22 protein-coding genes are annotated in these 17,477 nt (G+C 62.4%); 13 read left to right on the forward strand and 9 right to left on the reverse strand.

Annotated elements, in window-relative coordinates; all coding sequences use genetic code 11:
* Window positions 1-254 precede the first annotated feature (254 nt).
* Window positions 255-674, forward strand: coding sequence for a VOC family protein (locus AC2VNO_RS13090; protein WP_486934526.1), 420 nt, complete (start codon window positions 255-257; stop codon window positions 672-674).
* Here AC2VNO_RS13090 and AC2VNO_RS13095 read toward each other — a convergent pair.
* Window positions 650-1,369 carry an ArsR/SmtB family transcription factor gene (locus AC2VNO_RS13095; protein WP_486934527.1) on the reverse strand — a complete coding sequence of 240 codons (720 nt, stop codon included), beginning with the start codon at window positions 1,367-1,369 and terminating at the stop codon, window positions 650-652. The two genes, AC2VNO_RS13090 and AC2VNO_RS13095, sit on opposite strands and share 25 nt — an antisense overlap.
* 123 nt (window positions 1,370-1,492) lie before the next feature.
* Here AC2VNO_RS13095 and AC2VNO_RS13100 point away from each other — a divergent pair, with 123 nt between their 5' ends.
* Window positions 1,493-1,846: an antibiotic biosynthesis monooxygenase family protein gene (locus tag AC2VNO_RS13100; protein WP_486934528.1), complete on the forward strand. Its 354-nt coding sequence runs from the start codon at window positions 1,493-1,495 to the stop codon at window positions 1,844-1,846.
* Window positions 1,847-1,891: 45 nt separating this feature from the next.
* Here the strand turns inward: AC2VNO_RS13100 and AC2VNO_RS13105 are convergent, their stop codons facing one another.
* Window positions 1,892-2,599, reverse strand: a complete 708-nt coding sequence (locus tag AC2VNO_RS13105) for a glutathione S-transferase family protein (RefSeq protein ID WP_486934529.1) — start codon at window positions 2,597-2,599, stop codon at window positions 1,892-1,894.
* A gap of 125 nt (window positions 2,600-2,724) precedes the next feature.
* Here AC2VNO_RS13105 and AC2VNO_RS13110 point away from each other — a divergent pair, with 125 nt between their 5' ends.
* The 4 genes from AC2VNO_RS13110 to sigJ all read left to right on the forward strand — a co-directional run bounded on the left by AC2VNO_RS13110 (window position 2,725) and on the right by sigJ (window position 5,576).
* Window positions 2,725-3,777: a helix-turn-helix transcriptional regulator gene (locus AC2VNO_RS13110; protein WP_486934530.1), complete on the forward strand. Its 1,053-nt coding sequence runs from the start codon at window positions 2,725-2,727 to the stop codon at window positions 3,775-3,777.
* Window positions 3,756-4,193 (forward strand): VOC family protein, encoded by a 438-nt coding sequence (locus AC2VNO_RS13115; RefSeq protein WP_486934531.1) that lies wholly within the window; start codon window positions 3,756-3,758, stop codon window positions 4,191-4,193. The genes AC2VNO_RS13110 and AC2VNO_RS13115 overlap by 22 nt, the downstream gene beginning before the upstream one ends.
* 178 nt (window positions 4,194-4,371) lie before the next feature.
* Window positions 4,372-4,704 carry a putative quinol monooxygenase gene (locus AC2VNO_RS13120; protein WP_486934532.1) on the forward strand — a complete coding sequence of 111 codons (333 nt, stop codon included), beginning with the start codon at window positions 4,372-4,374 and terminating at the stop codon, window positions 4,702-4,704.
* Window positions 4,704-5,576 (forward strand): RNA polymerase sigma factor SigJ, encoded by an 873-nt coding sequence (gene sigJ, locus AC2VNO_RS13125; RefSeq protein ID WP_486934533.1) that lies wholly within the window; start codon window positions 4,704-4,706, stop codon window positions 5,574-5,576. Before AC2VNO_RS13120 ends, sigJ begins: the two co-directional genes overlap by 1 nt.
* Here sigJ and AC2VNO_RS13130 read toward each other — a convergent pair.
* Complete coding sequence (locus AC2VNO_RS13130) at window positions 5,571-6,485, reverse strand: LysR substrate-binding domain-containing protein (RefSeq protein WP_486934534.1); 915 nt, start codon at window positions 6,483-6,485, stop codon at window positions 5,571-5,573. The two genes, sigJ and AC2VNO_RS13130, sit on opposite strands and share 6 nt — an antisense overlap.
* Before the next feature lie 140 nt (window positions 6,486-6,625).
* Here AC2VNO_RS13130 and AC2VNO_RS13135 point away from each other — a divergent pair, with 140 nt between their 5' ends.
* The 3 genes from AC2VNO_RS13135 to AC2VNO_RS13145 all read left to right on the forward strand — a co-directional run bounded on the left by AC2VNO_RS13135 (window position 6,626) and on the right by AC2VNO_RS13145 (window position 8,925).
* Entirely contained in the window at window positions 6,626-7,345 is a 720-nt protein-coding gene (locus AC2VNO_RS13135; protein WP_486934535.1) for an FMN-dependent NADH-azoreductase, read from the forward strand.
* A 218-nt stretch (window positions 7,346-7,563) separates the two neighbouring features.
* Window positions 7,564-8,355, forward strand: a complete 792-nt coding sequence (blaOXA, locus tag AC2VNO_RS13140) for a class D beta-lactamase (RefSeq protein WP_486934536.1) — start codon at window positions 7,564-7,566, stop codon at window positions 8,353-8,355.
* Between the two features lie 96 nt (window positions 8,356-8,451).
* On the forward strand, window positions 8,452-8,925 hold the full coding sequence (locus tag AC2VNO_RS13145) for a RidA family protein (protein ID WP_486934537.1): 474 nt from the start codon (window positions 8,452-8,454) through the stop codon (window positions 8,923-8,925).
* 98 nt (window positions 8,926-9,023) lie between these two features.
* Here AC2VNO_RS13145 and AC2VNO_RS13150 read toward each other — a convergent pair whose 3' ends face one another.
* The 4 genes from AC2VNO_RS13150 to AC2VNO_RS13165 are packed head-to-tail and all read right to left on the reverse strand — an operon-like array spanning window position 9,024 to window position 12,188.
* On the reverse strand, window positions 9,024-9,794 hold the full coding sequence (locus tag AC2VNO_RS13150) for a phosphodiesterase (RefSeq protein WP_486934538.1): 771 nt from the start codon (window positions 9,792-9,794) through the stop codon (window positions 9,024-9,026).
* A gap of 5 nt (window positions 9,795-9,799) precedes the next feature.
* On the reverse strand, window positions 9,800-10,549 hold the full coding sequence (gene arsH, locus AC2VNO_RS13155; RefSeq protein WP_486934539.1) for an arsenical resistance protein ArsH: 750 nt from the start codon (window positions 10,547-10,549) through the stop codon (window positions 9,800-9,802).
* Window positions 10,546-11,709, reverse strand: coding sequence for an MFS transporter (locus tag AC2VNO_RS13160; protein WP_486934540.1), 1,164 nt, complete (start codon window positions 11,707-11,709; stop codon window positions 10,546-10,548). Before AC2VNO_RS13160 ends, arsH begins: the two co-directional genes overlap by 4 nt.
* Window positions 11,710-11,765: 56 nt before the next feature.
* Window positions 11,766-12,188, reverse strand: coding sequence for a PadR family transcriptional regulator (locus AC2VNO_RS13165; protein WP_486934541.1), 423 nt, complete (start codon window positions 12,186-12,188; stop codon window positions 11,766-11,768).
* Window positions 12,189-12,307: 119 nt separating this feature from the next.
* On the opposite strand from AC2VNO_RS13165, the gene AC2VNO_RS13170 reads away from it, so the two are divergent.
* Window positions 12,308-13,039 carry a DUF899 domain-containing protein gene (locus AC2VNO_RS13170; protein ID WP_486934542.1) on the forward strand — a complete coding sequence of 244 codons (732 nt, stop codon included), beginning with the start codon at window positions 12,308-12,310 and terminating at the stop codon, window positions 13,037-13,039.
* Between the two features lie 51 nt (window positions 13,040-13,090).
* Here AC2VNO_RS13170 and AC2VNO_RS13175 read toward each other — a convergent pair whose 3' ends face one another.
* Window positions 13,091-14,008 (reverse strand): AraC family transcriptional regulator, encoded by a 918-nt coding sequence (locus AC2VNO_RS13175; RefSeq protein WP_486934543.1) that lies wholly within the window; start codon window positions 14,006-14,008, stop codon window positions 13,091-13,093.
* 119 nt (window positions 14,009-14,127) lie between these two features.
* On the opposite strand from AC2VNO_RS13175, the gene AC2VNO_RS13180 reads away from it, so the two are divergent.
* Window positions 14,128-15,426, forward strand: a complete 1,299-nt coding sequence (locus AC2VNO_RS13180; RefSeq protein WP_486934544.1) for an NAD(P)/FAD-dependent oxidoreductase — start codon at window positions 14,128-14,130, stop codon at window positions 15,424-15,426.
* 81 nt (window positions 15,427-15,507) lie between these two features.
* Entirely contained in the window at window positions 15,508-15,975 is a 468-nt protein-coding gene (locus AC2VNO_RS13185; RefSeq protein ID WP_486934545.1) for a carboxymuconolactone decarboxylase family protein, read from the forward strand.
* On the opposite strand, the gene AC2VNO_RS13190 is transcribed toward AC2VNO_RS13185, so the two are convergent.
* Window positions 15,972-16,811, reverse strand: coding sequence for a PhzF family phenazine biosynthesis protein (locus AC2VNO_RS13190; protein WP_486934546.1), 840 nt, complete (start codon window positions 16,809-16,811; stop codon window positions 15,972-15,974). The genes AC2VNO_RS13185 and AC2VNO_RS13190 overlap by 4 nt on opposite strands.
* Window positions 16,812-16,918: 107 nt before the next feature.
* On the opposite strand from AC2VNO_RS13190, the gene AC2VNO_RS13195 reads away from it, so the two are divergent.
* Window positions 16,919-17,269, forward strand: coding sequence for a VOC family protein (locus AC2VNO_RS13195; RefSeq protein WP_486934547.1), 351 nt, complete (start codon window positions 16,919-16,921; stop codon window positions 17,267-17,269).
* The last annotated feature ends 208 nt before the right edge of the window (window positions 17,270-17,477 follow it).

The raw sequence follows: 17,477 nt of genomic DNA on the forward strand, positions 1-17,477 counted from the left end.
TCCCGCTGTGGCTTCGGCGTCTCCATGAGTTCAGGGTGAACCCTGTGCCCGCCCGGCACACTCCGTCTCTTGCTTTCAAAGTGAACTGATCATGCCCTGACAAACGCAGCATAGCATCGCACACCAACCGCAGCGGCTATCCCACAAAGCCTGCTACCCTTCCCAAACTCCCCCGGCAAGTACTTACTTACCGGACAGGACCTATCTCTACAACACTTGCCAGCATTGGCTTTGATTCATTGGCAGGAGGCAGCATGAATTTTCTCATCAACCTGGACGTGGACGATCTGGAACGTGGCATCGAGTTCTACGTACAGGCCTTCGACCTCGAAGTCGGGCGGCGCTTCGGCGATGACGGTGTCGAACTGATCGGCGGTCCGGCGCCAATCTACCTGCTGGCCAAGGCCACCGGATCGCCGGCTTATGCTGCAGCAGGCGCCACACCCGGCGCTCAACGCCAATACACTCGCCACTGGACGCCGGTGCACTTGGACGTGGTGGTAGAAGATATCGATACCGCGATGGAGCGCGCCATCGCAGCCGGCGCCACCCAGGAACAGCCCACCGCCACCGATGTCTGGGGCAAGCTCGCGCTGATGGCCGATCCCTTCGGTCATGGCTTCTGCTTCGTGCAGTTCCTGAACCGCGGCTACGACGAGATCGCGACCGGCTGATCACTCGGCGACGCCTCGATCACGAACCCGAACTCGCGCGCTAGCCCCTGATGGCCCTGATTGCTGATGCACACCACCCGCGAGTGCTTGTGCCGTTCGATCCAGCCGAGTTCCAGCAGGCGCTCGGCCATGGCGGCGCCCAGCGCACCGCCGAGATGATCGCGCCGCTCGCTCCAGTCGAGGCAGGGGTAGGCAAAACGCCGGCGGCGCTTGCGCAGGGAAGTGACATCAATGCCGAAGTTGGCAAACCAGGCCTTGCCTCGCTCCGTCACGTCCATGGCCTCGCCATTTTTGACCAAGTACTCCCTTTCGAGCAGTACTGCCGTCAGCCGTGTGCCCAACTCCCCGGCCAGGTGGTCGTAGCAGAATCGCGCAGCTCCCAGGGCACCCGAAGGACGCCTGCATGGCGAGGCCACCTGCACCGGCTGAGCCACCACCATCAACGCCTCGACGGCATGCGCCACTTCGGCTGTCGCTAGCCGGTAGTACTTGTGCCGCCCCTGTGCGGTCGAGGTAATAAACCCGTCGCGCTGCAAGCGCTTAAGATGCTCCGTCGCCGTGCCCGGCTGCACGCCGCAACCGTAGGCAAGCTCCTTGGCGGTCAATGCCCGCCCTTCCATCAGCAGCGCCAGCATACCCATTCGGGTCGGCTCGCCGATGGTGCGAGCAAGGCGTGGCAGGTCCGGCTCATCCATAGTTAGTTCCGTGCCTAACGGTTTATGTCTGACAAGCATAGATCAAGGAGACACAATGGAACGGCATAACAGAAGAAGCCGGAGCGTCGCTCTGCCACCTACAAGTCAAAACTGGAGTGCCTCATGATCGCCGTTATCTTCGAAGTCATTCCCAAGTCCGGCCACCGCGAGCAATACCTCGATATCGCTGCCAGCCTACGCCCATTGCTCGATGAGATAGATGGCTTCGTCTCCATCGAACGCTTCGAAAGCCTGACCCAGCCGGGCAAGATCCTCTCCCTTTCCTTCTGGCGCGACGAGCAGGCCGTCGCCCAATGGCGCCAGCTCGAACGCCATCGCAGCGCCCAGGCTCAGGGTCGTGAAGTAGTGTTCGACGACTACCGCCTGCGCGTCGCCACGGTGATGCGCGACTATGGCATGCATGAACGCGAACAGGCGCCTGCGGACAGCCGCAAGCGCCATGACCAAACCTCATAGATTGATATGCTTGCGCCCCGGTAAGTCCTTACTTACCCGGAAGCCCTAGGCGGCCAGACGAGGCTCCAATTCCCGCAGGCTCACATGGCCCTTGAAGTGCCCCTTCCCCATCGGCTGCTCGCCGCGCTCGATGGCATCGGCGAAGCGCACGGCCGGGTCGTCCCTGAGCTTCGCCAGGTGCCGCGCCAGATGAGGATACTCGCTGCCAATATCGAACAACCGATGGTACTCGGCCCAGCGGGCGATGCCGACGAAGTAGGCATCCGCCATGCTGCGCTCATCGCCAAGCAACCATTCGCGCTTTGCCAACAAGCCATCGAGGTAGGCGCAGCCCTCGGCAACCTTCTCACGCCCCAGCCGGCGCAGCACTTCCTGCTCCACACCGTTCAACCCTTGGGTTTCGTACAGCCACCACAGCGGATTGAAGGCCGAGAAGAAATCGGTATTGAGGTAGGCCAGCATCTGGTTGAGGCGATCGAACTCACGACTGCCCTGTGCGAAGCCCAGCCGAGTTTCGAGGTCGCGGGCAGCCAGATGCTGCAGAATCGCCAGGCTCTCGGTGAGAGGCTCGCCGTCCTCCAGCAGTAGCGCCGGGGTCTGGAACAGCGGATTGACCTTGGCGTAGAGCGGGTCCCAGGGCTGCTCCATCATCTCGATGCGGCACAGCCGGTAGGGCTGGCCCTGCCACTCGAGAGCCACGATAGAGCCGAACGAACAGCCTTGCGGTACGCCATAGAAGAGAACGGGTTCCATTGCCTTGCTCCGTGTTAAGTGAAAAAAGTGAGTGAGAAAAGCCAGCGCCCTCTGCGCCTGGCCTTGTCAGCAAGGTAATGGCTAAATAGGACATATCATGCCCTATTAAAAACGGAATAATCAGCGTGGCCAATCCCACCGTTCGCGTACTGACGCTGCTGGAACTGCTGCAGACCCACCGCCACATGAGCGGCCGGGAGCTGGCCGAGCGGCTGGACGTCGACCGCCGTACGCTGCGGCGTTACATTCAGGCCCTTGAGGATTTGGGCATTCCCGTCACCACCGAGCGGGGGCGACATGGCGGCTATCGCCTGATGCCAGGCTTCAAGCTGCCACCACTGATGTTCAACAGCGAAGAGGCACTGGCCGTCTCGCTGGGGCTGCTCGCCGCCCAGGGACTGGGCATCGCCGAGGCCGCCCCGGCGCTGGAAACCGCGCGGGCCAAGCTGGAGCGGGTCATGCCCGCCAAGTTGAAGCAGCAGGCACAGGCGCTGAGCGAAAGCGCACGGCTGGAATTGCCTGCGGCACGCGCCCCGGGCGACGAACGCCTGCTGGTATTGTTCGCCACTGCCACCCAGACGCGCCAACGTGTGCTTCTCGACTATCAAGATGACCGAGAGCAACTGACGCAGCGCGTACTCAACCCCTATGGGCTGATCTTTCGCGGTGGGCGCTGGTATGTGAGTGGCTGGTGCCACTTGCGCCGCGACCTGCGCAGCTTTCGCCTCGACCGCATCATTGAGGCCACGCCTCTCGAAGCCAGCTTCGAGCGCCCCGGCGATTTCGATCCCGCCGAACACCTGACGAAGAGCATGGCCAGCCTCCCCCGTGCCACCGCCGTCAGCGTGCGCCTGCACACCGACCTTGCCCATGCCGTCGCGGAGCTGGGGCGCAACATCGGCGTCTTCACGCCAGACGAAAATGCCGTATTGCTTCACGCCCGCACCGATAGCCTGACCTGGTTCGCCCGACAGCTGGCACACCAGCCCTTTGACTTCGACATCATCGAACCTCCCGCTCTGCGCGACGCGCTCTCACAGCAAGCCGCAAGGCTAAATCGGTTAGCGACAAAAAATGACCGGACGAGTGTCGAAAACGACTACGCTGGATCGACGAAGGGAAGTAACACCAACAACAAATCCCCTGGAGACCCACCATGCAGCTTTCCACCTACCTGATCTTCGACGGCAACTGCCGTGAAGCCTTCGAACTTTATCAGCGCTGCTTCGATGCCAAGCTCGAGGCGATGATCACCTACGCCGAGATGCCCGACAGCGAAGGCATGGAGATACCCGACGAAGCACGCAACCTGGTCATGCATGCCCGGCTGCGCATCGGCGACCAGATGCTGATGGCCTCGGACAACGCCCCTTTCTGCCCAGCCCCCTATGAAGGCATCAAGGGAGCAAGCATTTCGGTCGGGGTCGAGTCCGCGGAGCAGGCCGAACGACTCTTCAATGCCCTGGCCGATAACGGCAGCGTGCAGATGCCGCTCGAGGAGACCTTCTGGGCGCATCGCTTCGGCATGCTCACGGATCGATACGGCGTGGCCTGGATGATCAACTACGACAAGGAAGAGCAGGCCGCCGCCTAGCGCAGACAGCGCTGAGCCACCCGGCCTGTAGAACGATGAAGGCTCGTACCTTCGCCGCCGGGCAGTGCCTCTCGTGATGCAGCAGAAAAGCTGCCCTGCGATGTCACGCAGCCCCCTCCTGAATCGTCATGTCAGTGACGGCCTCTTGGCCTTCACCTCAACGATTCAGGAGCCACACATGAGCCAGAGCACGCTTTTCATCACCCATAAGGCACTGCCCGGTAAGCGCGATGAAGTACGGCGCGCCTGGGAGACCCACCTGATGCCCAGCATCGAGGCGCGCCAGGTCCATGATGCGTATTTCTACTGCTACGATGACAGCGACCCCGATACGATCCGCGTCTTCCAGCGCTATGCCAACGGTGCGGATCCGCAGACCTTCATGCAGGGGCCGGCCTACGATGCCTATATTGCCGCGGTGTCGCCCCTGCTTGCCCATCCGCCCGTGATCCATGCCGCCTCGGTGGCCTGGGCCAAGGACAGCTCAGCGCCGATAGCCGAGACAGCCTGATGCCTTCTGCCGATTTTCTGCGCTTCGAAGAGGCCCGCCCCATGCTGCTGGGGCTGGCCTATCGCATCCTCGGCTCGCGCGCCGACGCCGAGGATGCGGTGCAGGACACCTTTCTCAAATGGCAGGCAGCGGATCGTGAGGCCATCGATACGCCCCATGCCTGGCTGACCACCGCCTGCACGCGACGCTGCCTCGACCTGCTGGGCAATGCCCACCGGGCCAGGGTCGAGTATGTCGGCGCCTGGCTGCCCGAGCCCATCCCGACCGCTGCCGTATCCGATGCGGAACGCAGCATGCAGCTGGCCGACTCGCTCTCCACCGCCTTCATGCTGCTATTGGAACGGCTGTCGCCCAAGGAGCGTGCTGCCTACTTGCTGCATGAGATCTTCGACACCTCGTATGCCGAGATCGCCGCCATGCTCGAACTCAAGGAGCCGGCCTGCCGCAAGCTGGTGTCACGGGCGCGGGCCAATCTGCAAGCAGCCGAGCAGAGACATGCCCCACCGCGTGAGCGCCAGCAAGCGCTGCTGGAAGCGTTCCGGCTCGCCATCACAGAGGGTGCCACGGTGCGGCTTGCGAACCTGCTTTCGGCCGAGGTGCGCCTCAGCGCCGACGGCGGCGGCAAGGTGCCCACCCTGCTCGAGCCATTGCATGGCCTGGAGGAAGTGCTGGCGTTCCTGGTGAGTCGGCTGCGCGGCTACTGGTCCGACTACCGATGGCGCGAAGCCGACATCAACGGTGGCCTGGCCTTCGTGATGCATCGAGAGGGAAACGTCGTCGCCACGGTTACCTTCGGCTACGACCGCTCAGGCCAGGCCACGGATATCTTCATCGTGCGCAATCCCGACAAGCTGACACGACTGACGTCATGACTGGCGCTCGACTATCGCACGGCAGCCGCTCTCTCTGGCTTGGGGATCCAGCAGCCCGACGATCCACTCGCGCACGGCGGCGATGGCCGGCTCCTCGAGCCGCTCGGGCGGGTAGACGAGCTGGAAGGGCGCGGCCTTCACCTCGGGGCCGAATGGCTGAACCAGGCGCCCCTGACGCAGCTCCTCCTCGACCAGATACCGGCTCATCAGGGCTATGCCCTGGCCGTCCAGGGCAGCGGCGATGCCATGGGTTTCGTCGGAGAACATCAGCCCGGCGCTGACGTCGAGCCCTGGCACCTGGACCTGGCGCTGCCAGGCCGCCCAATCCAACGGCGCGGGCGACGAGAAGTGGAGCAGCGTATGGCGCACCAGCTCGGCCGGCTCACGCAGCTTCAGCATGGGGCTGCAGACGGGCACGAAGACATTGTCGAACAGCTTCTCCGCGACCAGCCCGGGGCCGACGCCATAGCGAATCGCCATGTCGGCGACGATGCCGTCCAGAGCGACCGCCTCGTGGGAGACCTGGATGCTCAGGTCGATCTGCGGGTGGGCGTCGCGCAGCAGACACACCCAGGGCAGCAGCCAGCGCGCGGCCACGGCTGGCGTAGTCGAGAGCTTCACGCCATGGCGCGAGGGCGGCCGGCGCAGCTTAGTCACCGTTTCGGCGATGGCATCGAAGGAGTCGCTAAGCACCGCCAGCAACGTCTGCCCCTGGGCCGTCAGTACCAGCTGCCGCGGCCGGCGCACGAACAGTGCCACACCGAGGCTCTCTTCGAGCTGGCGGATCTGATGGCTGATCGCCGTCGGCGTCACCGATAGCTCCTCGGCGGCGCGCTTGGCACTGAGGTGTCGCGCCGCCGCTTCGAAGGCACGCAGGGAAGAAAGTGAAGGCAGTCGTCGCGACATCATGGCTGAGTTTTATTTTCCGATATCGAAAAAGAATCGTCGTTTGTCGCCTTACCTGGCTTGAGGCTTATATGAAACAAGCCACAAGCAAGGCTGAGAACAATTCATTCAATAGATGCTACACCCAGTGACGGAGAAAACCCATGACACGTTTACTTCACCTCGATGCCAGCCCACGCCCCGGCCGTGCCGGCAGCCACGACCACGGCTCTCATACCCGCCGGCTGACCCACCACTTCGTTTCCCGCTGGCGCACTCTGGAGCCGGATGCCGAGATCGTCTATCGGGATATCGGCGTCAATCCGCCCCCGCTTACCAGCGTGGAGTGGATAGAAGCCGAATTCACGCCCGCAGAGCAAAAGACGGAATCGATGCAAGCCGTGCTTGCCGAAAGCAATGCACTGGTCGATGAAGTCGTACGGGCCGATATCCTGGTGCTCGGCGTACCCATGTACAACTTCGGCCCACCGGCCGCGTTCAAGGCCTGGATCGACAACATCGTCCGCATCGGGCGTACGGTCGACTTCGACCTGCAAAACGGTGCCCATCCTTACGTTCCGCTGGAGCATTACGTGCCGCTACTTGCCGACAGGCCGCGCCACGCCGTGCTGCTCTCCTCACGCGGGGGTTTCGGCTTCGATCAGCAGGGCCCGTTGGCCGCATTCAACCACCTGGAGCCTAGCGTTCGCACCGCCCTGCAGTTCATCGGCTTCGGCGGCTTCCACGACATCGCCATCGAACACCAGGAAGTAGGCGGCGAGGCGCTGGTGGCCTCGACCGAAAGCGCCCTGGCGCGTATCGACCGGTTGGTGGAGCACTTGCACAGCAATTCACTGACACAGGTTCCGTATAGCGTTGCGTGAATAAGGGGCGCTTGGAACCGACTGCATCGAAACAATATATCGAGCTGAGAAATCCCACTTATATAACAATATATGGCGATCACTCATCATGGAATATCATAGGATTTTTCGAAACATTAGCAGCAATAAACCATCAAAGTCTCTGTCGATTTCTTGCATATCGACAGACAACAATTTATTCCTTAACCAAGAAAGACTGAAATGTAGGCCAGTTACCAATGAAAAAAATATTGGCGCCCACCCTCTTGTTACTCGGCATGAATGCTTACGCACAAGAGTGGCAGGAAAGTCCCGAGATAGCCCAGCTTTTCCAAGATGCAGGCCTAAGTGGCACCTTCGTGCTCTATGATCCCATCAACCAGCGACTCATCGGCCATGATCACGAACGCGCCTCTACGTCCTTCGTACCAGCCTCGACCTTCAAGATTCCGCACACCCTCATTGGCCTGACCGTCGAGGCAGTCGATAGCGTCCACGAAGTTCTGCCCTATGGTGGAGAGCCCCAACCTTTCGACGTATGGGAGCGGGATATGGGGCTGCTCGAGGCCATCGAGCTTTCCAATGTTCCTATCTATCAGGCTTTGGCTCGGCGAATCGGCAAGGAACCGATGCTGGCCGCTTTACGTGAACTCGACTACGGCAACGCCGAGCTGGGTGAGCACGTCGACGACTTCTGGCTAGTGGGTCCCCTCGAGATAAGCGCTATCGAGCAGGTGTACTTCCTGCATGAGTTAGCCCAGGGTGAGCTACCCGCCCCCGCCTGGGCCCAACAAGCTACCCGCGACATCATCCTGCTGGAGCAGGACGAGAACTGGGCCCTTTATGGCAAAACCGGCTGGGAGAACGCGCCTGATCCTGGCATAGGCTGGTGGGTAGGCTGGGTTCAAGAAGGGGAAATACTATATCCCTTCGCCTTGAACCTGGACATCGAGAAGGCCGGCGATGCCGCAAAACGCGTTGAATTAGGCAAGGCTAGCCTGGAGATATTGGGGGTACCTGAGAACCTGTAAACGTTCGCATCGCCCTGCAGCTCATCCGCTCGATGGCTTTCGCAACATTGCCATCGAGCGGGTCAAAACAACACCAAGAAATGACTGGAGAACACCGTGTCTGAAACCATAGAATCCAGAATGAAAGCCCTGGGCATTGAGCTGCCGGCACCGAGCATGCCGGGAGCCAGCTATGTGCCCTACCACCTGACTGGAAACTTGCTCTTCGTGACGGGTCAGCTATGCCAGTGGAATGGTGAGCGGCGCTTTCCCGGCAAGCTCGGCGATGCCTACGGTCTCGAACAGGGTCAGCAAGCCGCCCGCTTATGCGGCCTGAACCTGATCGCCCAGCTCAACAACGCACTCAATGGCGAACTGGAGCGCCTGGTCAGCACAGTCCGGCTGGCGGGGTATGTCAATTCAACGCCCGATTTTCACGAACAGTCTCAGGTCATGAACGGGGCATCCGATCTTTTCCTCAAGGCATTCGGCGACAAGGGGCGCCATACGCGCCTGGCGGTGGGCGTCAGCGCATTGCCGTATGACCTGGCCGTCGAGGTGGAAGGAGTCTTCGAGGTTCGCCCCGAGTAAGCTCAGCATCCTCTACTGGAAATAACACTAATGGTGGCCGCCCGTGTGCGGCCGAACCAGGGCGCGAATCGTTCCGTTCCTGCAGCGTTTATTCAACATCAGCGGTCGATGGAGATATCCACGTAATTGACGACCACCTTGTCATCGTCGAACAGCAGCACCCCATACCCTGGGGCTTCCTCGCTGCGTATCAGGCGATCCGACTGCATATCGAAAGCAAACTGCGTATTGGTGCCCTTCAGCATCGCAAAGAGTTGGCCGCTCCATCGTCCCGATACGTTCCGGTGAACATGCCCACATAGGAGGTGCGTCGGGGCACACCGTGACTGCAACAAGTCACGCAGTCCTTCGCTCTCCAACAGCCTGAGCCTGTCGAGCGCGGGCACGCCGATTTCCATCGGTGGGTGGTGCAGGAAGATCAACACAGGACGCTCCGATGCTTGCTCCAACTGCGCTGCCAGCCAGTCGAGCCGAGAGGGGCAAAGCTCGCCATGGTGCCCCTCGCCTGCCTGAGTATCGAGGTAGATCAGCCGCGCCCCACCGATATCGTCGCTACTCTGAAGAAAGCCTTCGACCCTGGGTACCTCGGGAAACGTCTCATACAGAGCTTCCCGATCGTCATGGTTGCCCGCCACCAGCCGGTAAGGCATGGGCAGCCGTTCCAACTCTTCGCGTAGCTGTGCATAGGCGCCTGGGTTGTTCAGGTGAACGAGATCGCCAGTGATCACCAAGAGCTTCGCATCGGAGTGTTCGCGACGTATTTCGTCCAGGCATACCCTGAATCGTTGCCAAGTATCGACAGGTGCATGGGATGCAGCTGTATCGGGCTCTACGAGGTGTGGGTCCGTCAACCAAAGGACTTTGTGCATATCGACTACTCCGTCGCTTGTGCAACCACCGCCTTGTCCGTCAGCGGATCGGCCTTGGCGCCGGCTGCTTCGCGGCGCTCCGAGTAGCGGTCCACCAGCGTCTCATTGTGGGGCCGCAGCAACAGGGTGAAACGCACCAGCTCCTCCATCACATCGACGATGCGGTCGTAGAGCGGCGAGGGGCGCATGCGGCCGGCCTCGTCGAACTCCTGATACGCCTTGGGCACACTGGACTGGTTGGGGATGGTGATCATGCGCATCCAACGCCCCAGCAAGCGCAGAGTATTCACCGCGTTGAACGACTGCGAACCGCCGCTGACCTGCATGACCGCCAGAGTGCGCCCTTGAGTCGGTCGCACCGCCCCCATGCTCAGCGGCAGATGATCGATCTGAGTTTTCATCACGCCGGTGATCTGTCCGTGGCGCTCGGGACTGCACCACACCTGCCCTTCGGACCACAGCGCCAGCTCGCGCAACTCGCGCACTGCGGGGTGGTCATCGCCCGGCACTTGATCCGGCAACGGCAGGTCGGAAGGGTCGAAGATCCGCGTTTCGGCGCCGAAGTGGCGCAACAGCCGTGCCGCCTCTTCCACTGCCAGGCGAGAGTAAGAGTGTTCACGCAGCGAGCCGTAGAGCAGCAGAATACGCGGCGGATGGCCCAGCGGATCGGGCAAGCCCTGGCCGGGCTGCCGAAGAGCGAAGCGCTCGTCGAGAGCCGGCAGGGAGTCGGGGTCGTTGAGTGTGCGAAGTCTCATGTCGCCTCCTTCAGGGCGTGGGTTTGCAGAACCAGCAGCGCCACCAGGGCAGCGAGCCCCAGGGCTGAGGAGAACAGCAGCGCCTGGGTGCCGAAGCGCTCGATCAACAGGGCGAAGGCCAGCGGCGCCAGCGCCTGCCCGAAGCGAGCCGGTACCATCAGCACGCCTTGGCGCAGGCCGTAGCCGTGAGGGCCGAAGATCGCCAGCGGCAGCGTGCCCTTGGCGATGGTTAGAATGCCGTTGCCGGCGCCGTGCAGCAGCACGAAGAGCGTGGCCAGCGGTGCTCCCAGCGTCATCAAACCAAGCGCCCCGATGGGGTGTGCGATCACGGCCAGCTTGGCCGAGAGCAGCGGATGAAAGCGTTGCAGCAGCGAGAACTCGAGCAGGCGCGCCGCGACCTGAGCCGGCCCCACCAGCGCCGCGGCGGCAATGGCAGCGGCGGGCGACAGGCCTGCGATCTGCAACAGCCACGGCAGGTGCGCCGCCATGGCGGTGCTGACAAACCAGGTAACGGCGAAGACGAAGGCCAGCAGTGCCATGGGCAGCCAGGTCGACTCCGGTTCAGCCGTTGTTAACTCGGCGCGGGGAACGGGCGGCTGAATACCGAAGGGAATCAGCAGGCGGTTGAGCGGCAAACCCAGCAGCAGATGCACCGCCGCCCAGGTGAAGCAGGCGTTCTGCCAGCCGAACTCGGCGTTGAGCCAGCCGGTGATTGGCCAGCATACGGTACTGGCGAAGCCCGCCAGCAGGGTGATACCGGTAATGGGCCCTCGCGCTTCGCGACCGTAGAGCCCGGCCAGGGTAGAAAAGGCCGACTCGTACAGCCCCATGCCCATGCCGATACCGATGACCAGCCACCCTACCCACAGCAGCAAGGGCCCCGAAGCCATGCCGAGCAGCACCAGGCCCAAGGCGAACACCAGGCTGGAAACCGTCAGTACGTCGCGCCCGCCGAAGCGGTCGATGCGCCGCCCCACCGCCGGGCCCAGCACCGCCGAGACCACCAGCGCCGAGGAGAACGCCGCGAATACCGTACCGGTCGTCAGGCCGAGGTCCCGCGCCATGGGCACGGCGAGGATCGCCGGCAGGTAGTAGGTCGAGCCCCAGGCCAGGGTCTGGGAAACGCCAAGAGCGATAACCACTCGGGTACGGGCATTCATCACATACCTCGACCAACGAGGTATTCAGACCTGAGGAAACGCCTTGCGATCACTTCTCACTCCTCCCGATTCGCTGCCCCGCCAGCCATGCGGCGGCTCTCGAGGATGCAGTCCGTAGCTTCCAGCCAGGCATCCACCGCCACCTGGAAGGTTTCTCGCCCTTTTTCCGTCAGCGCATAGACCTTGCGCGAGCGCCCCTGCACCACCTCGGCGGTAGAGCTCAGGTAACCACCCGCCTCGAACTCGTTGAGCATCGGATAGACCGTTCCCTCCGACGGGCTACAGCAGCCCTTGGTGCTCTTCTCCACCGCCTGCACCACCTCGTAGCCGTGCATCGGCTTGCGGTGCAGTACGCTGAGCACGAAGAACTTCGACAGCGACATCTTGATCGTGCCGCGCCAGTACGAAGGGTCGCTGTAATCGGGAATTCGGCGGCCTGAAGCCGGTTCGTTCTTGCTCTGAGGCTTGGTCTCGGTCATGACTGAAAATTATACCTCGATGATCGAGGTGTCAACATGATCTCATTTCTCCAGGCACCCGTTGTCGATTCTGTCCCCACCCGAGCGACTCACTCATGCAAGCCACAGGAGGATATGTCATGTCACCAAATGATCTCACGCCCTCAGGCATCGTCTCTCGCGACGAATGGCTCGCCGCCCGCAAGGCGCTGCTGGCCAGGGAGAAGGAGCTCACCCGTCTGCGCGACGACCTGAACGCCAAGCGCCGCGCCCTGCCGTGGGTGAAAGTCGAAAAGGAATACGTTTTCGATACGACCGATGGCCGCAAGTCGCTCACTGAGCTGTTCGACGGGCGCAGCCAGCTCATTATCCATCATTTCATGTTCGGCCCCGGCTGGGGAGCGGGGTGCATCGGCTGCTCCTTCACTGCCGACCACATCGAAGGTACACAGGTGCACCTCGAGCACCACGACGTCAGCCTGGTTCGGGTCTCGCGAGCTCCGCTTAGCGAAATCGAAGCCTACCGCAAGCGCATGGGCTGGCAGGTGGCGTGGGTCTCCTCGCATGACAGCGACTTCAACTACGACTACCAGGTCTCGTTCACCCCTGAAATGATCGCCAAAGGAACGGTCACTTACAACTACACAACGGCCAATGTCTCGATCGAGGACCTGTCCGGCCTCAGTGTGTTCTACAAAAACGGCAAGGGAGAGGTGTTCCACACCTATTCGACCTATGGGCGCGGCGACGAACTCGTCGACAGCACCTACATGCTGCTCGACATGACGCCCCGCGGCCGCAACGAGACGGGGCCTCACCGCAACCTGACGGACTGGGTGAGACGCCACGACGAGTACGATTCGGCAAGATAACCTACTCCACCTGCAGCAGCGGCTGGAAGTGCCTCACCGATACCGACCGGCTTACGGGTAAGCTGCCCATCCGTACCGCCGCCGTACATGGTCGCGGTAACCGCCCGGCGTCAGGCCGGTCACGGTCTTGAAGTCATGGATGAAGTGGGCTTGATCGAAATAACCGGCAGCAAAGGCGGTATCGGTCAACGAGGTGGCGGCCCCGCCTTGCTTGATCAGCTCGCGGCTGCGGGCGACCCGCAGCAACCGGGCATAGCGTTTGGGCGAGAGCCCCACATGGCGCTGAAACAGCCGCTCCAGGTGACGCTGGCCGAACGGCAGCTCATCCACCAGCGTGGCGATGCTGGCCTGGCCTTGGCAGCGCTTCAGCCAGCCGATGGATGCCGTCAAAGCCGGCACCTGTGGCACGGCGTGCCGCCGCAGCCGCTCAAGTAGATAGCCTTCCAGCAGCACGATACGCCCCGCTAGATCGGGAGCTTCATGCAGCCGCTCGTAAAGCGCGTCGAGTTCGAGCCGGCGCATGGCATCGCCCGGTGTCAGCTCCCCGCCGGCCAAGGCCGCCAGAGATTCGCCAAGGAACGGCGATGCCATGCCCGGCAGAAAGCGTACCCCCAACAGATCGAGCTCGCTCCCTACCGTCAGGCGCGCCGTGCGTCGCTTGGGGCCGTCGACCCAGCAGGCGCCAGACAACCGCTCGTCATCGCGCTCCAGCGCGCCACCGAAGTTGAACAGCAGCCCTGCGCCGCCATCAGGGTGCAGCAGCTCCCTGCCTGCCGGTTCGCTGCCCCCTTGCCCCTGCCAGTAGCACTGCACGTAGGGGCGCAGTGCCATGCTGGGTGCGAAGCGCCGGAGCATGAAGCGATTAGAGGCGGTCGGCGGTGCAGGCCCAAAAGGGCCGCTACTGTCAGCCAGGTGAGACTGGGGAACTTCGCTCATGTTGAAAACCTTTCGGCGACAAGGAAGTGCCATTCAAGCAAGCCAACGCCACGAATCCGGCCCCGAAAAAGTGCAACGACTCTCATATTCCAGGGCTAAAGTAGGGGCACCCATTTCTCAATCACACATTTCTCATCTTAACGGAGCAACACATGGACGGAACACGCATCGTGGTGGTCGGCGGCGGTGCCGGCGGGCTGGAACTGGTCACCCGCCTTGGCCGCCGCCTGGGGCGACGCGGCAAGGCGGAGATCACGCTGATCGACCGCAACTCTACCCACATCTGGAAGCCGCTGCTGCACGAGGTCGCCACCGGAGCGCTCGACTCCAGCATCGACGAGATCTCCTATCAGAGCCATGCCCAGCTCAACGGCTATCGCTTCCAGCGCGGAACGCTCGAAGGGCTCGACCGCGAAGCGCGCCAGCTGCGCATGGCTCCGGTGCTCGACGACCACGGCGAAGAGGTACTGCCGGCCCGCAGCCTAGACTATGACTTGCTGGTGCTGGCGCTGGGCAGCGTGAGCAACGACTTCGGTACCCCCGGTGTCGCCGAGCACTGCCACTTCCTCGACAGCCCGGCCCAGGCCGAAGCCTTCCGCCACGACATGCTCAATACCTTCCTGCGCTACAGCGACCCCGAACGGCGTCTGCACCCAAGGCTCACCGTGGGCATCGTCGGCGCCGGCGCCACCGGTGTGGAGCTGGCGGCTGAACTCTATGACGCTTCTCGCATGCTGCACAGCTACGGCTTCACCGAGATGAAGAGCAGCTCCCTGGAGGTTCACCTGATCGAGGCGGCACCGGACGTACTGCCGGCCCTGCCCGAGCGTATCCGCGGCGCCGTGCGCACCGAGCTGGAACGCCTGGGCGTGCAGGTGCACACCGCTACCCGAGTGGTAAGTGTGGAGGAGGATGCCATCGTCACCGCAGACGGTGTACGCATCGAAACGGACCTCAACGTCTGGGCAGCAGGAATCAAGGCGCCCAACGTACTGTGCGATCTGGGGCTTACCCTGGACCGCAACCAGCGCATCCAGGTGGAGCCGACCCTGCAGAGTATCGACGATCCCAATATCTTCGTGCTCGGCGACTGTGCCAGCTGTCCACAGCCGGATGGCAGCCTGGTACCGCCGCGAGCCCAGGCCGCGCATCAGCAGGCGCAGCGGCTCTACAAGAATCTGCTCGCCCGGCTCGACAACGGCACGCTCAAGCCATTCCGCTATCGCGACCGGGGTTCGCTCATCTCGCTGGCCCACTTCGAAGCCATCGGCAGCCTGATGCGCGGCGCCTCGGCGCGCAGCCTGTTCATCGAAGGGCGCCTGGCCAAATTCTTCTACGCCTCGCTCTACCGCATGCATCAGCGCGCCATCCACGGCACGGCCAAGACGGCGCTGATTCTGCTCTCGGACGGGCTCAATCGCTTCATTCGACCGCGTATGAAGCTGCACTGATCCAGCAGGTCGAAAAACTACAATTCTGCCGCTAGCGGCCGGGCTAGGGTGGGGACTCCATGCATTTCTGGAGCCCCACCCATGCGCATGAATTATTTCTCCGCCAGCCCCGCCGGTCTCAAGGCCATGCTCGACCTGCAGAACCATGTTCACAAGGCAGCGGAAGATGGCGAACTCAGCGATGGCCTGCTCGCGCTGGTCTATGCCCGCGTTTCGCAGATCAACGGCTGCGCCTACTGCATCGACATGCATACCAAGGATGCACGCAAGGCCGGTGAAACCGAGCAGCGCCTGTACGCTCTCAACGCCTGGCGCGAGACGCCCTTTTATACGCCGCGCGAACGCGCCGCTCTGGCCTGGGCCGAGGCCACTACTCTGATCGCCGGAAACGGCATCGACGAGGCCCTGTACGAGGCTACCCGCGAGCACTTCTCCGAGCGGGGGTTGACCGACCTTACCTTGGCGGTCTGTACCATCAACGCCTGGAACCGCCTGGCGATCAGCTTTGCCACGGAGCCCGGCAGCTATCAGCCCCGCGAGCGCGACTAGGCCTCGAGCGATACCGCCTGCCCGGTCACCACGATGCCGCCGGAAACCGGAATATCCACCTGCAGGCGGCTGGGCCGACCCATCGCTTCGCCCTGCAGGATGGTCAGCTGGGCAGGCGCCTGGAGCAGACCGGCATCGCGCAGGTAGCCACCCAATGCCGCGGCCGCAGCGCCGGTGGCGGGGTCTTCCACCACGCCGCCCACCGGGAACGGGTCGCGGGCATGGAAGCGCTCTGCGCTCTCGCGCCATACCAGCTGCAGCGTGGTGAGACCCTCGCGCAGCATCAGTACCTTGAGCCCTTCGAAGTCGTACTCGAGTCGTTCGAGGCGCGCCTTCTCTTTGCACGCCAGCACTAAATGCCAGGCCCCGGCGTAGGCCCGTGCAGGAGGTATCTCGAGATCGAGTTCCTCGGCCTGCCAGCCAAGCAGCTCGCACACTTCCTCGACCAGATCGGGCTCGGCAGGGTGAAACTCAGGCGTGACCGACACCAGCGACGCCCGCCATTCCCCTTCCACCTGGTTGACGGTGACCATCACCTCGCCCACCGCCGTATCCAGCATGTAGCTACCCGCACCGCTCAGCCGACCCATCTGCACGCCACCGGCCACCGTGGCATGACCGCAGAAGCTCACTTCCGCCTCGGGGCTGTAGTAGCGCACCGTGCGCCGCTCACCCTCGGCCGGAGCAATGAAGGCGGTTTCGGAATAGCCCACCTCGGCGGCGATACGCTGCATCTCCGCGGTTTCGGGCAGCGTCTCGCCCAACCATACTCCGGCGGGGTTGCCACCGTTCGGGTCATCGGTAAAGGCCGCCAGGCGATAGAGAGTGCCGCTCATGGGAAGTCCTCGATTGAGATGAGCTGATTAAGGAAAATTTGGCCACGTATCACACACCTGAATCTATGATTTGCCAGGAAGCCAACAAAAACAAATCGAGGTGGGCAGTGAAAATAAAACGCATCATGGCCAACACGGCAACGGCGGAACTCGACAAAGCAACAGCGTTTTACGGAGACATCCTGGGCCTCGACCTGCTCATGGACCACGGCTGGTTTCGCACCTACGGCTCGGACGCGAAGATGACCGTTCAGGTGAGCTTCGGTGCCGAAGGCGGCTCCGGCACGCCCGTGCCCGACCTCTCCATCGAAGTCGACGATATCGAAGCGGCGCTGGCCCGCTTCGAGAAAGCGAGCGTGCCCATCGAGTACGGCCCCGTCAGCGAGCCCTGGGGCGTGCGACGATTCTACGTTCGCGATCCCTTCGGGAAGCTCGTCAACGTACTGCAGCATGAGTGACTCAACAAAACGATCATCGATGCCCGTGCGGCTATATCTATAACAATCCACAACGAGACGTGACAAAACAACACGAAACTTAGAACCAATGTCTAGTTGAGCCGAATGTGCCATTTCGATCATATGTCCCGACAACTATAACGGTTGTTTGAATTGATCGTTTTACGCAGACCGAGGTCCTCGTGACGATTTTCGGCGCTCATGCAAA

Source organism: Halomonas sp. TH-94 (assembly GCF_057473365.1).

What these genes read in the sequence shown, in the direction of transcription:
- AC2VNO_RS13090 (WP_486934526.1), top strand. Translation starts at nt 255, where the DNA reads ATGAATTTTCTCATCAACCTGGACGTGGACGATCTGGAACGTGGCATC.
- AC2VNO_RS13095 (WP_486934527.1), bottom strand. Translation starts at nt 1,369, where the DNA reads ATGGATGAGCCGGACCTGCCACGCCTTGCTCGCACCATCGGCGAGCCG.
- AC2VNO_RS13100 (WP_486934528.1), top strand. Translation starts at nt 1,493, where the DNA reads ATGATCGCCGTTATCTTCGAAGTCATTCCCAAGTCCGGCCACCGCGAG.
- AC2VNO_RS13105 (WP_486934529.1), bottom strand. Translation starts at nt 2,599, where the DNA reads ATGGAACCCGTTCTCTTCTATGGCGTACCGCAAGGCTGTTCGTTCGGC.
- AC2VNO_RS13115 (WP_486934531.1), top strand. Translation starts at nt 3,756, where the DNA reads ATGCAGCTTTCCACCTACCTGATCTTCGACGGCAACTGCCGTGAAGCC.
- AC2VNO_RS13120 (WP_486934532.1), top strand. Translation starts at nt 4,372, where the DNA reads ATGAGCCAGAGCACGCTTTTCATCACCCATAAGGCACTGCCCGGTAAG.
- sigJ (WP_486934533.1), top strand. Translation starts at nt 4,704, where the DNA reads ATGCCTTCTGCCGATTTTCTGCGCTTCGAAGAGGCCCGCCCCATGCTG.
- AC2VNO_RS13130 (WP_486934534.1), bottom strand. Translation starts at nt 6,485, where the DNA reads ATGATGTCGCGACGACTGCCTTCACTTTCTTCCCTGCGTGCCTTCGAA.
- AC2VNO_RS13135 (WP_486934535.1), top strand. Translation starts at nt 6,626, where the DNA reads ATGACACGTTTACTTCACCTCGATGCCAGCCCACGCCCCGGCCGTGCC.
- blaOXA (WP_486934536.1), top strand. Translation starts at nt 7,564, where the DNA reads ATGAAAAAAATATTGGCGCCCACCCTCTTGTTACTCGGCATGAATGCT.
- AC2VNO_RS13150 (WP_486934538.1), bottom strand. Translation starts at nt 9,794, where the DNA reads ATGCACAAAGTCCTTTGGTTGACGGACCCACACCTCGTAGAGCCCGAT.
- arsH (WP_486934539.1), bottom strand. Translation starts at nt 10,549, where the DNA reads ATGAGACTTCGCACACTCAACGACCCCGACTCCCTGCCGGCTCTCGAC.
- AC2VNO_RS13160 (WP_486934540.1), bottom strand. Translation starts at nt 11,709, where the DNA reads ATGAATGCCCGTACCCGAGTGGTTATCGCTCTTGGCGTTTCCCAGACC.
- AC2VNO_RS13165 (WP_486934541.1), bottom strand. Translation starts at nt 12,188, where the DNA reads ATGACCGAGACCAAGCCTCAGAGCAAGAACGAACCGGCTTCAGGCCGC.
- AC2VNO_RS13170 (WP_486934542.1), top strand. Translation starts at nt 12,308, where the DNA reads ATGTCACCAAATGATCTCACGCCCTCAGGCATCGTCTCTCGCGACGAA.
- AC2VNO_RS13175 (WP_486934543.1), bottom strand. Translation starts at nt 14,008, where the DNA reads ATGGCACTTCCTTGTCGCCGAAAGGTTTTCAACATGAGCGAAGTTCCC.
- AC2VNO_RS13180 (WP_486934544.1), top strand. Translation starts at nt 14,128, where the DNA reads ATGGACGGAACACGCATCGTGGTGGTCGGCGGCGGTGCCGGCGGGCTG.
- AC2VNO_RS13185 (WP_486934545.1), top strand. Translation starts at nt 15,508, where the DNA reads ATGCGCATGAATTATTTCTCCGCCAGCCCCGCCGGTCTCAAGGCCATG.
- AC2VNO_RS13190 (WP_486934546.1), bottom strand. Translation starts at nt 16,811, where the DNA reads ATGAGCGGCACTCTCTATCGCCTGGCGGCCTTTACCGATGACCCGAAC.